Raw genomic sequence first — 13,287 nt, 5'->3', positions numbered from 1 at the left:
CGTGAAGCATTATTCGTGAAGTGCAGGATGAAGCCATGGCCGAAGTGAGCTGAGAACGACGCTTCACGAGATACGGCTTGAGTCAGTCTCCCCCCTTCGGCGTGTCTCGTTTATATTCAACCTGCAGCTCGTCTTGTTCCTCCAGCCCGAGACCAGCTCGGAAGGAGCCATGCAACTCCGTGATGCACTCGATGTCTCGAGTATTCTTGCCATCATGAGAAGCCAGATAGGCCTCAGACAATTTCAGGCCGGTCTCGAAGTGACGCGCGATTGTCTCCTCTGTCACTTGTTGCCAGGTAATGTAGACACAGAAGGCATGGAAAGCATGGGCGTTAGGATAGCGCTGTGCAAGGGCTAACAAACCCTCATATGCTTCCCTCGCGGTTACACCGGCGTTGCAAGAAAACGTTCCTTCCAACTCAACAGCCGTTTCCCAGTCGGAGGCAAGTTCAGCTTCCGCTTGGCGAAAAGCTTCTTGAGCAGCAAGGGCTGGATCGAAACGCATGAGCTATCCCGGAGTATATTCTTGCAGCATAAACTGGGTTGGGAAAACAGGTCAATTATGAGTCACACCCGGTTCCATTCCTCCTTCCACGAGATAGTGCATAGATCAGGCTGCCAGGTCTGCAGGTCTGCCAACTACGCTACACCATTTTACTTTCCTTTATCTATCTCGTTAGACTGCCTGATCCGCAATGAGTACCAAGTCCTCTTCTCAAGCTGCACGAACCGATCTCCTTCATCGGGTCATTCACTATCACAGGCAAACTAAACACCATTTCAACCGTTACGCCAGGTCTCTTGGATATCTTGATTGGGTGAATCAACCGGATCCATTCCGACGGTTTGAGGGGACTGAGCTGATCTCTTTGCCATTGCTCAAGGTCGATGAGGAACCGTTGTCGCCTGCATATGAAGCGATCTACGAAATGCGGACGGTGACGAGTCAGCCTGTGAACGTACGAACTCTTTCTCGATTTTTTGAATATGCCCTTGCGTTGTCGGCCTGGAAAAAGGCTGGAGAGTCGGAATGGGCGCTGCGGAGTAATCCCTCGTCCGGAAACTTGCATCCCACAGAAGGCTATGTGGTCTTGTCTCAGACCAAATGGCTCGATCTACAGCCGGGGCTGTATCACTATGCACCAAAAGAACATGGACTCGAGCGGCGGGCTGAGTTTCCTGCCGACTTGGTTGACCGTCTCCTGAGGCCTTTTCCTCAGAATGTTTTCCTCTTTGGACTCACGTCGATTCATTGGCGCGAAGCCTGGAAGTATGGTGAGCGGGCGTTCCGCTACTGCAATCACGATGTAGGCCATGCGATCGGAAGCACCAGGATCGCCGCCGCCACACTTGGCTGGAACATGACCCTGCTGGATAGTGTGGACCAAGACACGGTGGCGACGTTGCTCGGGACAGACCGCAAGGAAGACTTTGGAGGGGGGGAACCGGAACACCCCGACTGTCTGGCAGTCGTGTGGCCTCCTGGGAATGTAACACGGGAGGCGTTGGACCTGAAACATGCAGGAGTGCAGGTGCCGCTGTTTCTCGATACGGCGATTGTGAAGGAGCTAGCCAATGGAGCATGGCATGGGAAGGCGAATCGATTGAGTCACGAGCACGGGGTCCATTGGGACATTATCGATGAGGCAGCCGAGGCTTCATGGAAAACTGAAGCAAACCGGAGCTCAGTTTCTTTGAGCCTGCGACCGAGCAATGCTCTTCACCCCTTCCTATCCACTCCTCACACTCCATCGGCCGGTCAAATCATCCGGCAACGCCGAAGCGCCGTCGCGTTTGACGGCAAGACATCAATTTCCGCAGCCACGTTTGTTCACATGATGCAACGGGTCATGCCGTGTGCTGAACTTCCGCAGTTGGAACGGCCCATACCATGGGATGTGTGGCCCTATGATCCAATAATTCATCTTCTAATATTCGTCCATCGAGTCGATGGCCTCACGCCGGGATTGTATTTTCTCGTGCGGGATAGGAGAAGGTTGTCGTTCATTCAGCAGGCAATGAATCCAGAACTGACCTGGACCATGGCGCCGGACTGTCCTGAGGGGCTGCCTCTTTATTGGCTACTCGAAGGCGACGCGAAGAGACTCGCGGCGCAGATCAGTTGCCATCAGGACATTGCCGGCGACAGTGCCTTCTCGTTCGGCATGTTGGCCGAGTTCGAGGGGACCTTGCGGGAGCGAGGGGCCTGGTGGTATCCACGCATGTTTTGGGAAGCGGGATTGCTCGGGCAGGTCTTGTATCTGGAAGCGGAAGCAGCAGGAGTGCGGGCAACGGGAATCGGCTGCTTCTTCGATGACCCGGTCCACGAGATCGTCGCGATCAAGAATTTAACCTTGCAATCGCTTTATCATTTTACGATCGGTGGTCCGGTGGAAGATCGACGTCTGCAGACCTTGCCACCGTACCATCATCTGGGGCCTCGTTCATAAGCCTCGATGGCCGTGAGGTAGTTCATGTTCAAGATCAAGAAGAAGGCCGACAAGCCGAAGCGGGTGGTGCTCTATAACATTGTCGAGGACTATTCGGAGTTCGACGCTCCGGGAAATGTCACCCTGTGCGCGATGACGGAACCGGAGGATCTTGCTGCCCATGCCAAGATTCTGTCTGAGAGCTACGATGTCCCACCTGAGACGATGACAGCCTTGCTGACCAGAGGTGGAACCTATGTGTATCCGCAGGTCGGCGGCATCCTCACTCGAGGATTATTTGCCTGCCGGATTGACCCAACCGGCCAAGAGCCGAAACAAACCTGGACACTGGACTTGATGCAGTTTGCCGAGACGGAGCAAGTGGCTCGATCCAGAATATTGTCGATGATCGATGCGGCGTGGGAGGTTTTTCGGAGAGGGCTCCCGGACGAGTTGCAAGCCAGATTGCAGCAGAAAAATTTGGGGCTGGATTACCGAATGTTGGATCGCGCCGTAGCCAAAAGCGGAGATATCAAGTACATCGATTTCCGAAAGGACTGGTCACCGCATTTCAAGCGACTCTGCATCATGCCGGACGGCCGGCTTGTTGAAACGGGGGGATTGCAAGAGTTTGCCGAGCTGCATGGCATCGCTGTAGACCAGGCAAAGGCGCTGATCGAGCAAGGCGGTACGCTCGAAGTGAACGGCGAGGTGTTAGCTTGTCAGATCGTGAACGGTCAGGCGGCTGTGGCCCGGTTTAGCGCAAAGAACTACGCCAAGGCGAAGGACTTGGTAACTTCGAAAGGTCTGCATTTGCTGGACGCCCTCAGTGAAGTGGGATACAACGATCCAGCGATGATGCGGGGCCTGGCGCGGAAAGAATTGGCGGGCAAACAATAATTTCGCGCAGGACGCGACCGGCATTATCCAAATCTTCAGGCGGCGGCGAGTTCTTCCTTGACGGCTTCAAGGAGTTTGTTGAGGTCGAACGGCTTTTCAAAGGCGCGACGCGCACCGAAGAGCTTGGCAACGTCCAGGAAGTTATGATCGCCTTGGGCTCCCGTGATGGCGATCACTTTGGCGTCGAGATATTCGCGGGTGAGTTGAAGAGTCGCCTCAAGACCATCCGTTTCCGGCATCAACAAGTCCATAATCACGAGGTCGACCGGCTCCTTCTGGTAGAGCGTGAGCCCTTTGCGTCCATCCTCCGCTTCAAGCACACGGTGTCCTGCCCTGACAAGGACCTCTTTCAGCAGCCCTCGGATGGATTGTTCGTCGTCAATGACGAGAATGGTGGCCATACATGCTTTACCGATTTTTTCTGATCTTACCTGGGGCCTGCGACACAGTCTAGAAAGAAAATGATTTTGGAATAGGTGTAAGAGGTGGAATATAGATGAGTCCAATTGGCCTCATAGTTGGCGAGACCCGAAATCCCACCGATGTAATGCAGGCAGCGCTCATTCTATAAAATACGAAGGCAAATACATACAGATTTAATTAAATAATGGATGAATTTACATACACGTCATACGGAATGCTGGGCTTATTTTATGACTAGGGACAATCCTATTTGACCCAGTTATTGATTTTTGCTACAAGGACACCATTTCTTGTAATCACCGCCGCCCATACTTTACGGGAGCTGTCTCAGTGAACACTACAGATCAGTCCACATTGGCATGGACTCGTCGTGCGTTTCTCCACGTTTCCTTGGTGGGGACTCTACTCCTGAGTGGACGATTGGTTCGTCCACAGCCAGTGCAGGCTCGTGAGCTTCCGGAGGGCAGGCTGGCGTTGGTGAATGTGTGGACAAACGAGCGCTTGGATGTCACCTACCGAGACGAAGACGGGAACTATGACCTTACCGCCCTTGATGATGTAAATTACCTCCTGCGCTGCCATTACACGGGTGAAGTCGGAGCGATCGACGTGCGCGTGCTGGAGCATGTAAATTTGGTGCAGAACAAGCTCGGCATCCAGGAAGAAATTCGTGTGATTTCCGGTTTTCGGTCTCCCGAATACAATGCCATGTTGGTTCGGACAGACCGACATGTCGCCAAAAACAGCTTACACATGCAAGGACAAGCGATCGATCTTCTAATCCCCGGTGTTCCTCCTACGAAGCTTCGCCAGGCCGCGCTCGAACTGCGGTACGGCGGGGTCGGATTCTACAAACGTTCCAGCTACGTGCACTTGGATTCCGGCCCCTTTCGGCATTGGTAGTTCTCGTTCCTGGGCGCAGCAAATCCTTCCTTCTTACCACACATCGGTTCATGACAAGGATCTTGACGGTCATTGCATCCGAACCGGTGTTATCGCTCACCCACTCTGTGCCTTCCACAAGACGATCAAGGTCGTCCCGTTGTAATGGTCAGCTCGAGGGACACCACATTATCTAACGGCTCCAGCCGTGCTTAGAAATGAGCACATGCTCGACCTGATGGCGTCGGGTGAACTATGAGAAAGCCGACTCTGATTGCATTGTCGCGACCTGCACCGGATAATGTGTGGATTTCTGAGCAATGCGTTTTTAGCACCGAGGAGTTGGATGTCTTCTCTCACTGTCGCCCTTCTCATTTTCAGCATCTGTTACCTGCTGATCGTCACGGAGCGGCTCCACAAGACGATTGTGGCGTTGTCCGGCGCGGCGTTAATGATCGTGTTCGGCGTGGTGTCGCAGGAGGAGGCGTTTTATTCCCACGAATTCGGCGTCGATTATAACGTCGTCTTTCTGCTGATCGGCATGATGGTCATCGTCAACATCGTGCGGGAGACAGGTCTCTTCGAAGTCCTGGCCATTTGGGCGGCGCAGCGCGCGGACGCAAAGCCGTTTCGCCTACTGGTCCTGCTGGCCCTGTTGACAGCCGGGCAATCGGCCATGCTCGATAACGTCACCACCGTCCTGCTGATGGCACCAGTCACCTTGGCGATTGCAAAACGGTTGGAACTGGATCCGATCCCATTTCTGCTGACCGAAGCCCTCGCTTCCAATATCGGTGGAACTGCCACGCTCGTCGGTGATCCACCCAATATTATGATCGCCAGCAAAGCCGATCTCAGCTATCTCGATTTCCTGTTCGTCATGGGACCGATCGCGGTCGTCATCATGGCCGTCTTCGTGGGTTCGATATGGCTCATCTTCGGTCGATCGATGACGGTAGAACCCCATCTGCGAGCGGCCGTTCTCGCTCTGAGCTCAGGGGAAGCGGTGTCGGATAAGGATTTTTTGCGTCGCTGTCTGTTCTTATTGATCGTCGTCAACGTGGGGTTTTGTCTCCACTCTCTGGTTCATCTGGAGCCGGCTACGATCGCGCTGCTTGGAGCGAGTCTATTCATGTTGATCGGCCATGCGAGACGAAAGCCGGAGGATGCCGAAGAGTTGACCTATTTGGCTGAAGTCGAGTGGAAGACCATCTTTTTCTTTATCGGCCTGTTTATCCTGGTGGGGGGGTTGGTTAAAGTGGGCGTGATCCGTTATCTGGCTGATCAACTGGTGGCGGTGACACGCGGGAATCTCACCGGGTCGACCATGGCGGTGCTGTGGGGATCGGCAGCCCTCTCCGCCGTCGTGGACAATATTCCCTATGTCGCCGCCATGAATCCGTTGATCGTCGATCTCGCCCGGTCGCTACATCCGGAGATTCCCGAGTACGTCGCCTTGGTCCATCAACCGGACATCATCCCACTCTGGTGGGCATTGGCCTTGGGGGCTTGTTTAGGTGGTAACGGCACGATCATCGGCGCGAGCGCCAACGTGGTGATCGTGGACATCGCGCGAAGAGCCGGTTACCGGATTACCTTTTGGCAGTTCTTGAAGTTCGGGTTTCCAGTCATGGTCGGGTCCGTGGCGCTTAGTGCGATCTACCTCTGGCTGCTGTTTCTGCGGTGAGCCGGATTACTACTTATCATCGACCTTCAGATTGAGTGATCCGTCACTCATCACCCGAACGTACAGAGTGTTCACATCGGCGAACACGCCGATGCCTTGTACCGAGGCGATGCTCCCATACGTGGTGAGAGTCGAACTTAGCGCTCGATTGAGCACCTTTGTCAGGAGGTCACGCATGCGGTCGATCGCCGGAGCCACACCGAGCACGGCTTCATCCGTAACGAGTCCTCTGATGGAAGAACGGGTGAGCCAATCGGGGCCGCGCTTCTGGAGGAACTGTTCGGAATCGAGGTCCAAGCGGAGGCCACTGATCTGAACGGACTGGGTAAACGGGTTGATTTCAGGCTTCCCCACGAAATACAGGTGGCCGGTGGCGTCTCCCGTAAACGCAATCCGCAGAACAACTTGATTGCCACCACGGCCCAAAATGGCCGCATCGGTGATGTGAATGAAGTCTCCTTTCACGGCGACACGTTTCCCCTGCAACCGCGTTGCAAGCGATCGGGACAGCGAGGGATAGTCCAGTGGGATGTCAGCGACGACGTGGAAGCCAGTGGAAGCCAGCCGGTTCGCAAGTGTCCTGGGCAGCGTGCTATACAACTGGGCATCAGCGGCGCCATGGAATCCAGTGGAAGCCGGTTCGGTTTCAAGTTGAGGAAGCTCCCCGCCAGCAGATGGTGGTTCGGCACCGAACACGAGAACTGGTTTCGCGGCTATATGAATAGTGTCCTCGATGAGGTCTCCACCCCCTGAAGAGAAGCCGCTGCGCCACACGTGACCGATGTTGAGCAGGAGCCACGCGTCCGGTTCTAGTTGTATGGGGTTGCGCAGCGTGTGCCAGACATCTTCCACCCGGGATCTGGCTGTCAACGTGTTTATACGTGCGACCGCGTTGCTCAGTCCACCTCGTACTCGCTCTGTCAGCTGATTTTTGACTTCCTGAAACACATCGGTATCGGTGATGCTGATTTTGCAAGGGTCAATGGTGTCCAGCGTCACCCCGGTTACTGATGCTGACACGCCGTAATTCGGTGTCATGCCAACGGTGAGCTTCCCATTGAGCGTTGCTCTTTTAGGCCATTCGATGCCATCGCCACATTGAAGTGGATGGGCTCCAATCTTATAGCGAAGGGCTGTGCTGATGAATAAACTAGAACTAAGTGGTTCGATGCCCTTCCACCAATCGTGGATCACTCTCCCAGGATTCGTGCCGATGGCTTGAGGGGAACCTGAAGGTGCCACAGCAAAATCATCCCGCTCAGCATAATACTTATACTCGGCCCCTTTAGGATGCTTGATGGAGTTCCTCCAATGATCGAACTTTTTGGGAATCATGCTGTCATCGTTGGCAGCATGGATGAATGGCGACAGGTCCACCTGAACGGGAAAGCTGACGGTGGACTCTGTGGTTGGCGAGAGGGGGTTCGGGATTGCCGGCAGTAGTGTCGGCGGCGGTGGGTGAACGACATGCGGCATAGCGAGACAACCCGTTAATGACAGCAACAAGGATAAGACAACGAGAGAGTTGCCTCTGGAATTAGGAAACATCTACTTTCCCCCTTTAGATGGCTACCGACAGTGAGGTGCGTGGCCTCAAACCGTCTCAAGCCTGCGGAAAGTGAGTCTAGCGGTGAGAAACGGGCGCTAGGATAGCAGAAACAGATACCTATTTGTCAGGCCTAAAATTGAGGAGGATCTGCCCGGGTTCCGTAGTAGGTCGAAATCTCACAGGCCCCACGTTGTGTGGAAACGGTGCTTCGCACACTTTTCTTCTAATCGTACCCATACAGCCAGTGCGTCATAGAGGAGGAAATATTCTTGACGGAATGGCGAACAGATTTCGGAATAAACACTTCGTCGCCCGGCTCTGCGATGATCTCTTCTCCGTCGATGGTCAGCCTAAGCTTCCCATCCATAACGGTTACGAGCTCGCTCGCCGAATGAACGAAATCATTCCACTCCCTGCCGGGAGGATCGGTAAACAGGTCACAGGAATACCCCCGCCGGTGCCAGTCTTGCGCGACCTGGTCACGGTCGAGCGGCACTGAGAATTTCTGATGGGTACGATAACGCATTGAACCACGTTATTTCGGATTACGGTTAGCTCCTTGTCTTGAATCGTATAGAGAACCGGCAGTCGCCTTCCCTGATGCGGTAGAGGTTGTCCCTTTCCGGAGAATGCCCTGACGCTGTGGATGAAAATTGTGCTGCAGGGTCTTCAGGCTCGGGATGAACCGTTTCTGAATCGCTTCGGTGAGCGTTTTGAGTTGACGCTCCGTAGGAGGCGAGAAGGACCGAGTAGGCACTCCTAATCTTCACACCTTCTTGATCCCCGCTACTATTGACGACAGAACAGCCCGCCCGTCTTCGTTGCCCAAAACCGATTCGGCACAACGTTCCGGATGCGGCATCATGCCCAACACATTGCCTTCGGCATTGCGGATGCCGGCAATATTATCGAGCGAGCCGTTCGGGCAAGCTTCCGGCGTCACCTTCCCGTCGGCCGTACAATAACGGAAGATGATCTGTGCATTGGCTTGAAGCCCGGCTAGCGTCACTGGATCGGTGTAGTAGTTCCCATCCGCGTGAGCGATCGGGATCTTGAGCACTTGTCCGGACCTGCACACATTCGTAAACGGCGTCGCAGCATTCTCCACTTTGACGCAGGTCTCGCGGCAGATAAAATGCAACGACCTATTCCGCAACATGGTGCCCGGCAGTAGTCCTGCCTCGAGGAGAATCTGGAATCCATTGCAAATCCCGAGCACTAACCCACCTCCGGAGGCAAATTCTTTCACCGAGTTCATCACCGGAGAAAACCGCGCAATCGCTCCAGTCCGGAGATAGTCACCGTACGAAAATCCGCCGGGCAGGATGATGGCATCCACACCGGCCAAAGAAGTTTCCTTGTGCCAGATCATCGTCACATCTTGTCCCAGCACGTCCTTGAAGACATGCTCGCAGTCGTGATCACAATTGCTACCGGGGAAGACAACGACGCCGATTTTCATAGCCCAACAAGAAGGACGTTGAGGTTCAGTCAGCTTTGCAATTCGTACCGATACTCTTCAATGATGGTGTTCGCCAATAACTTTTCACACATGCCTTTGATCTCGGCCTCAGCCTTGGTCCTATCGTTTTGATCAAGATCCAGCTCCATGTACTTTCCTACGCGAACATTTGCGACATTCTTGAATCCCATGGAATCCAGCGCATGTTCGATAGCTTTGCCTTGCGGATCCAAGATGCCCTGCTTCAACGTTACATGAATTTTGGCTTTCACGACTTGGTCTCCCGCTTTTCATCGGCTTCGTTCAACCGATCCACATATTTCTTGATCCACAAGATGGCCGCGATGGTCAGTCCGCCGGCAAATACCAGCCCAACGAACGCCCACCGCCAGGGCGACTCGTTCAACCGATAGGCCATCACTCCAACGATGGCCGCCCAAACCACCACCGATGCGATCAGGCCATAATTCAGATATGCCCTCAGCATCTTTTCCCTTTCTCCTCCCCTTTCTCTCTTGAAGGGGATGGCGGGGTTGTCCTCAACTGCGCGCATGCAACGAGCATCGCCCGATCTGTTCGCACTCAAATCAGTCCCGCATGCGCGTTGCGCGAGCAATGAGGATGATCCCGCCGTCCCCTTCTCACCCGCAAACCCTCTTCAACACCTCCTGATATGCCTCCTCGATCTTCCCCATATCCTTTCTAAACCGATCTTTATCCATCGACTCACCGGTCGTCATGTCCCAGAAACGGCAGGTATCCGGAGAAATTTCGTCTGCCAGAATCAGTTTATTGTGAAAGACTCCGAACTCGAGCTTGAAATCGACGAGCTGCATCATCCGCTCAGCGAAGAAGGGTTTGATGACCTTATTAATCCCGTGCCCCAGTTCACGCAACTCACGCAACACGCCTGGCGTCGCAACATTCATCAGCCGCAGGTGATCGTCATTGACCAACGGATCGCCAAGAGCGTCGTTCTTGTAATAAAACTCAACCACCGCCGGATCCACCCGGTTCCCCTCCTTCAGTCCGAGCCGTTTGGCCAAACTGCCCGCCACGACGTTTCGGATCACGACTTCGACGGGTACGATCCTGACTCTCTTCGTAAGCATTTCACGGTCATTCAACCGCTCCACAAAGTGTGTCGCTATCCCAGCTTGCTCCAAGAGCCGAAAAAGCCGCTCCGAGACCTTGTTGTTAATGACGCCTTTGTCGACGATGGTGCCGCGCTTCTGTGCGTTGAACGCCGTCGCATCGTCCTTGAAATACTGCACGATTTGGTCGGGATTTCCCGTCGAAAAGATCTTCTTCGCCTTGCCTTCGTACAGAAGCTCGCCCGTCGCCATGATCGGACCTCACATGGTTCAACTTACTGCGCCAACAGTTCTACAACCTCGTCCAACGATTTCATCGTACCGAGTAGGATCGGATGTCCGAATCGCCGCGTATAGCGGAATTCTTGCACTTTTTCGAGCGACAGCACCAGGCTGTGGAAGTCTTCCAGCTTGGAGGTTTCAAAATAGGTAATGAAGTCCTGATCGTCCAGTCCGCTGGAGTGATAGAGCTTCCGTTGGACCGTCTTCAAGTAGGGCAGCGTGGCGGTGGTATGTTCTTGCATCATCGCGGCCCGTTTCTCCTGATCCAGCCCCCACCAGTCGGCCGATTTCCGGATCGGAATCACAATCGCAAAGGGTTTCTTGCCGGGCTCACTGATGGCATTCAAGTCAGCCTTCATCTGATCCGAGAAGCCCGGCACATAATTCGGCTTCTTGGTGAGCCCGTGCATGATCCCGACCGTTTTGAGCTGTTTCCCAAATTGGCTGCTCTGCAGATCCAGGAGAAACTCCTGAGTCTCGTAGAATTCCGCAGCATGAATACGGAACATGAGGTCGCCTTGATCGGAAAGTCCTCGAAGGAGGTACAGATCGATTGCCACATGCTCTCGATGCTGTTCCACCACACCTTTCAGCGAGGTCAGACGGACGATCCGCGTCGCTGGGTCCTGCTTCGTCCACTCCTCATTGAGCGCGAAGATGGCGAACGTGCCGTAGGCTCCCGGTTCAGTGAGAAGCTTCTCTCGATCCGCCGCCTGAGCGTTCGATCCCCAGGAACCAACCATCAACCAAATCAGCACCAGCCACCTGACAGGTAACCGAGTCATGATCTCGCTCCCTTCGTTCTGATGTCGGGCGATCGTTGCCTGTTGCGTCCGAACACCCGCCGATAGATCTGATCCAGGTGGCGCAGATAATGTGTCGGGTTGAAACAGGCGGCAATTTCACTCTTTGTGAGATGCTGTGAAATAAAAGGGTCTTTGAGGACCAATTCTTGTAGTGCGCCCCCTCCCCTCCAGGATGCCATGGCATTGCGCTGAACCGCTTCGTACGATTCCTTTCGCTGCGCCCCCTTCTCAACCAAGGTCAACAGTAACCGCTGCGAATAAATGAGTCCGCCCGTCAGTTCGAGGTTCCGCCTCATTCGATCCGGATAGACGACCAAGTGCTTCATCAGATCCGTCACCTTGGCAAGCATGTAGTCGATCAAGATTGTACTGTCCGGCATGATCACCCGCTCGACGGACGAATGGCTGATGTCGCGTTCATGCCAGAGTGCGACGTTTTCCATCGCTGCGACGCTGTTGGCCCTCACCACCCGAGCCAAGCCGCAGAGGTTCTCCGAGACAATCGGGTTCCGTTTGTGAGGCATCGCTGACGATCCCTTTTGTCCTTCGGAGAAAAATTCTTCGGCTTCGAGCACTTCCGTGCGCTGAAGATGACGAATCTCGGTAGCAAACTTCTCGATGCTTGCAGCAAGCAAGGCAAGCGCCGTTGCATAGAAGGCATGGCGATCACGTTGGACGACCTGATTCGAGACGGGATCCACCTTCAAGCCGAGTTTGTCACACACATATACTTCGATGGCGGGCGCCTGGTGCGCGAAGGTCCCCATCGCGCCGGACAACTTGCCGACGGCAATCTCGTTCCGAGCCTGCCGCAACCGTGCCTGATGACGTCGGACTTCTTCGTACCACAGGGCCATCTTCAGACCAAATGAGATTGGCTCACCATGAATGCCATGCGACCGTCCCACCATGACCTGGCTCTTGTAGCGGAGCGCCTGCTGTTTCAGCACGACGAGAAGCTCCTCGACTCCCCTCAAAATCAGATCGAGCGCCTCGGTCATTTGTACGGCAAGCGACGTATCGACAATGTCCGAAGACGTGAGTCCCATATGGAGAAACCGATGTTCCGGCCCTACCGTATCCATGAGCGATTCAAGAAAGGCGATCACATCATGCTTGGTAACCTTTTCGATTTCGGCAATCCGTTCAACATCGATCTTGGCCTTTTTCCTGATTTTCGCCGCCGTCCCACGTGGCGCCTGCCCGGCCTGCTCGAAGGCCGCACAGGCTTGCAGCTCAACCTCCAACCAGATCTCATACTTGTGCTTCAGGTCCCAGATGGCCTTCATTTGGGGACGTGTGTAACGCTCAATCACTGTCGGCTCTCCCACCAACCGCCCGATCCGGGTCCGCCCGTTTTGCGGCCAACCGCGACTCGGTCGCCAAGACCTTGTCGAGAACCGCGTTCACGAACTTTGAGGCATCGTCATCGCCGAAACTTTTCGCGAGTTCGATAGCTTCATCCATGGTGACCTTTGCAGGCACCTCATCCAACCATAGTAACTCGTACAGTCCGGCACGCAGGATGTTGCGGTCGACGACCGGCATGCGGTTCACCGTCCAATTCGTCGCATACTTACCGATGGTAGCATCGAGTTCATTTTTATGCTCCAGCACACCCTGTACCAACCCTTCCGCGAACGCTTTGGACTCCTCGGACGCCGAGTATTCATGCCAAAATTCGTCGAGCGGCACGTCAGCCTTTCCGTGAATGTCATGCTGAAACAGAATCTGCAAGGCTCGCTCGCGCGCCTGATGACGAGCTCCCATACC

General features: G+C 54.5%; 15 protein-coding genes. 4 read left to right on the top strand and 11 right to left on the bottom strand.

Features of this window, described 5'->3' with window-relative positions; all coding sequences use genetic code 11:
- Positions 1-82 precede the first annotated feature (82 nt).
- Positions 83-505: a hypothetical protein gene (locus tag P0119_17760; GenBank protein ID MDF0667892.1), complete on the bottom strand. Its 423-nt coding sequence runs from the start codon at positions 503-505 to the stop codon at positions 83-85.
- Positions 506-695: 190 nt separating this feature from the next.
- Here P0119_17760 and P0119_17755 point away from each other — a divergent pair, with 190 nt between their 5' ends.
- Complete coding sequence (locus P0119_17755) at positions 696-2,450, top strand: SagB/ThcOx family dehydrogenase (protein MDF0667891.1); 1,755 nt, start codon at positions 696-698, stop codon at positions 2,448-2,450.
- 24 nt (positions 2,451-2,474) lie between these two features.
- Complete coding sequence (locus P0119_17750; GenBank protein MDF0667890.1) at positions 2,475-3,329, top strand: hypothetical protein; 855 nt, start codon at positions 2,475-2,477, stop codon at positions 3,327-3,329.
- Positions 3,330-3,364: 35 nt separating this feature from the next.
- Here the strand turns inward: P0119_17750 and P0119_17745 are convergent, their stop codons facing one another.
- Positions 3,365-3,730, bottom strand: coding sequence for a response regulator (locus tag P0119_17745; GenBank protein ID MDF0667889.1), 366 nt, complete (start codon positions 3,728-3,730; stop codon positions 3,365-3,367).
- Between the two features lie 352 nt (positions 3,731-4,082).
- Between P0119_17745 and P0119_17740 the strand changes: the two genes are divergently transcribed.
- Positions 4,083-4,655, top strand: a complete 573-nt coding sequence (locus P0119_17740; GenBank protein ID MDF0667888.1) for a DUF882 domain-containing protein — start codon at positions 4,083-4,085, stop codon at positions 4,653-4,655.
- Between the two features lie 325 nt (positions 4,656-4,980).
- Positions 4,981-6,321, top strand: a complete 1,341-nt coding sequence (locus tag P0119_17735; protein MDF0667887.1) for an ArsB/NhaD family transporter — start codon at positions 4,981-4,983, stop codon at positions 6,319-6,321.
- A 9-nt stretch (positions 6,322-6,330) separates the two neighbouring features.
- Here the strand turns inward: P0119_17735 and P0119_17730 are convergent, their stop codons facing one another.
- From P0119_17730 to nusB, 9 genes are all read right to left on the bottom strand, one after another.
- Complete coding sequence (locus P0119_17730) at positions 6,331-7,797, bottom strand: DUF4403 family protein (protein MDF0667886.1); 1,467 nt, start codon at positions 7,795-7,797, stop codon at positions 6,331-6,333.
- A 296-nt stretch (positions 7,798-8,093) separates the two neighbouring features.
- Positions 8,094-8,396, bottom strand: coding sequence for a cupin domain-containing protein (locus P0119_17725; GenBank protein ID MDF0667885.1), 303 nt, complete (start codon positions 8,394-8,396; stop codon positions 8,094-8,096).
- Positions 8,397-8,636: 240 nt separating this feature from the next.
- On the bottom strand, positions 8,637-9,332 hold the full coding sequence (gene purQ, locus P0119_17720) for a phosphoribosylformylglycinamidine synthase subunit PurQ (protein MDF0667884.1): 696 nt from the start codon (positions 9,330-9,332) through the stop codon (positions 8,637-8,639).
- A gap of 29 nt (positions 9,333-9,361) precedes the next feature.
- Positions 9,362-9,604 (bottom strand): phosphoribosylformylglycinamidine synthase subunit PurS, encoded by a 243-nt coding sequence (gene purS, locus P0119_17715; GenBank protein ID MDF0667883.1) that lies wholly within the window; start codon positions 9,602-9,604, stop codon positions 9,362-9,364.
- Positions 9,601-9,819, bottom strand: a complete 219-nt coding sequence (locus tag P0119_17710; GenBank protein ID MDF0667882.1) for a hypothetical protein — start codon at positions 9,817-9,819, stop codon at positions 9,601-9,603. Before P0119_17710 ends, purS begins: the two co-directional genes overlap by 4 nt.
- A gap of 154 nt (positions 9,820-9,973) precedes the next feature.
- A complete protein-coding gene (locus P0119_17705; GenBank protein ID MDF0667881.1) occupies positions 9,974-10,678 on the bottom strand; it encodes a phosphoribosylaminoimidazolesuccinocarboxamide synthase in 705 nt (234 codons plus the stop codon).
- A gap of 23 nt (positions 10,679-10,701) precedes the next feature.
- On the bottom strand, positions 10,702-11,493 hold the full coding sequence (locus P0119_17700) for a chlorite dismutase family protein (protein MDF0667880.1): 792 nt from the start codon (positions 11,491-11,493) through the stop codon (positions 10,702-10,704).
- Complete coding sequence (gene purB, locus P0119_17695) at positions 11,490-12,830, bottom strand: adenylosuccinate lyase (protein ID MDF0667879.1); 1,341 nt, start codon at positions 12,828-12,830, stop codon at positions 11,490-11,492. The genes P0119_17700 and purB overlap by 4 nt, the downstream gene beginning before the upstream one ends.
- Entirely contained in the window at positions 12,823-13,284 is a 462-nt protein-coding gene (nusB, locus tag P0119_17690; GenBank protein ID MDF0667878.1) for a transcription antitermination factor NusB, read from the bottom strand. The genes purB and nusB overlap by 8 nt, the downstream gene beginning before the upstream one ends.
- Between the last annotated feature and the right edge of the window lie 3 nt (positions 13,285-13,287).

The organism is Nitrospira sp. (genome assembly GCA_029194665.1).
GTDB lineage: Bacteria > Nitrospirota > Nitrospiria > Nitrospirales > Nitrospiraceae > Nitrospira_D.
Note: the sequence above shows the minus strand (reverse complement) of the source record. Positions and strands in the feature narration are given on the sequence as shown.

Coding starts and splice junctions, on each gene's coding strand:
- P0119_17735 (MDF0667887.1), top strand. CDS start 4,981: ATGTCTTCTCTCACTGTCGCCCTTCTCATTTTCAGCATCTGTTACCTG.
- P0119_17725 (MDF0667885.1), bottom strand. CDS start 8,396: ATGCGTTATCGTACCCATCAGAAATTCTCAGTGCCGCTCGACCGTGAC.
- P0119_17700 (MDF0667880.1), bottom strand. CDS start 11,493: ATGACTCGGTTACCTGTCAGGTGGCTGGTGCTGATTTGGTTGATGGTT.
- nusB (MDF0667878.1), bottom strand. CDS start 13,284: ATGGGAGCTCGTCATCAGGCGCGCGAGCGAGCCTTGCAGATTCTGTTT.
- P0119_17745 (MDF0667889.1), bottom strand. CDS start 3,730: ATGGCCACCATTCTCGTCATTGACGACGAACAATCCATCCGAGGGCTG.
- P0119_17730 (MDF0667886.1), bottom strand. CDS start 7,797: ATGCCGCATGTCGTTCACCCACCGCCGCCGACACTACTGCCGGCAATC.
- P0119_17755 (MDF0667891.1), top strand. CDS start 696: ATGAGTACCAAGTCCTCTTCTCAAGCTGCACGAACCGATCTCCTTCAT.
- P0119_17760 (MDF0667892.1), bottom strand. CDS start 505: ATGCGTTTCGATCCAGCCCTTGCTGCTCAAGAAGCTTTTCGCCAAGCG.
- P0119_17705 (MDF0667881.1), bottom strand. CDS start 10,678: ATGGCGACGGGCGAGCTTCTGTACGAAGGCAAGGCGAAGAAGATCTTT.
- purQ (MDF0667884.1), bottom strand. CDS start 9,332: ATGAAAATCGGCGTCGTTGTCTTCCCCGGTAGCAATTGTGATCACGAC.
- P0119_17750 (MDF0667890.1), top strand. CDS start 2,475: ATGTTCAAGATCAAGAAGAAGGCCGACAAGCCGAAGCGGGTGGTGCTC.
- P0119_17710 (MDF0667882.1), bottom strand. CDS start 9,819: ATGCTGAGGGCATATCTGAATTATGGCCTGATCGCATCGGTGGTGGTT.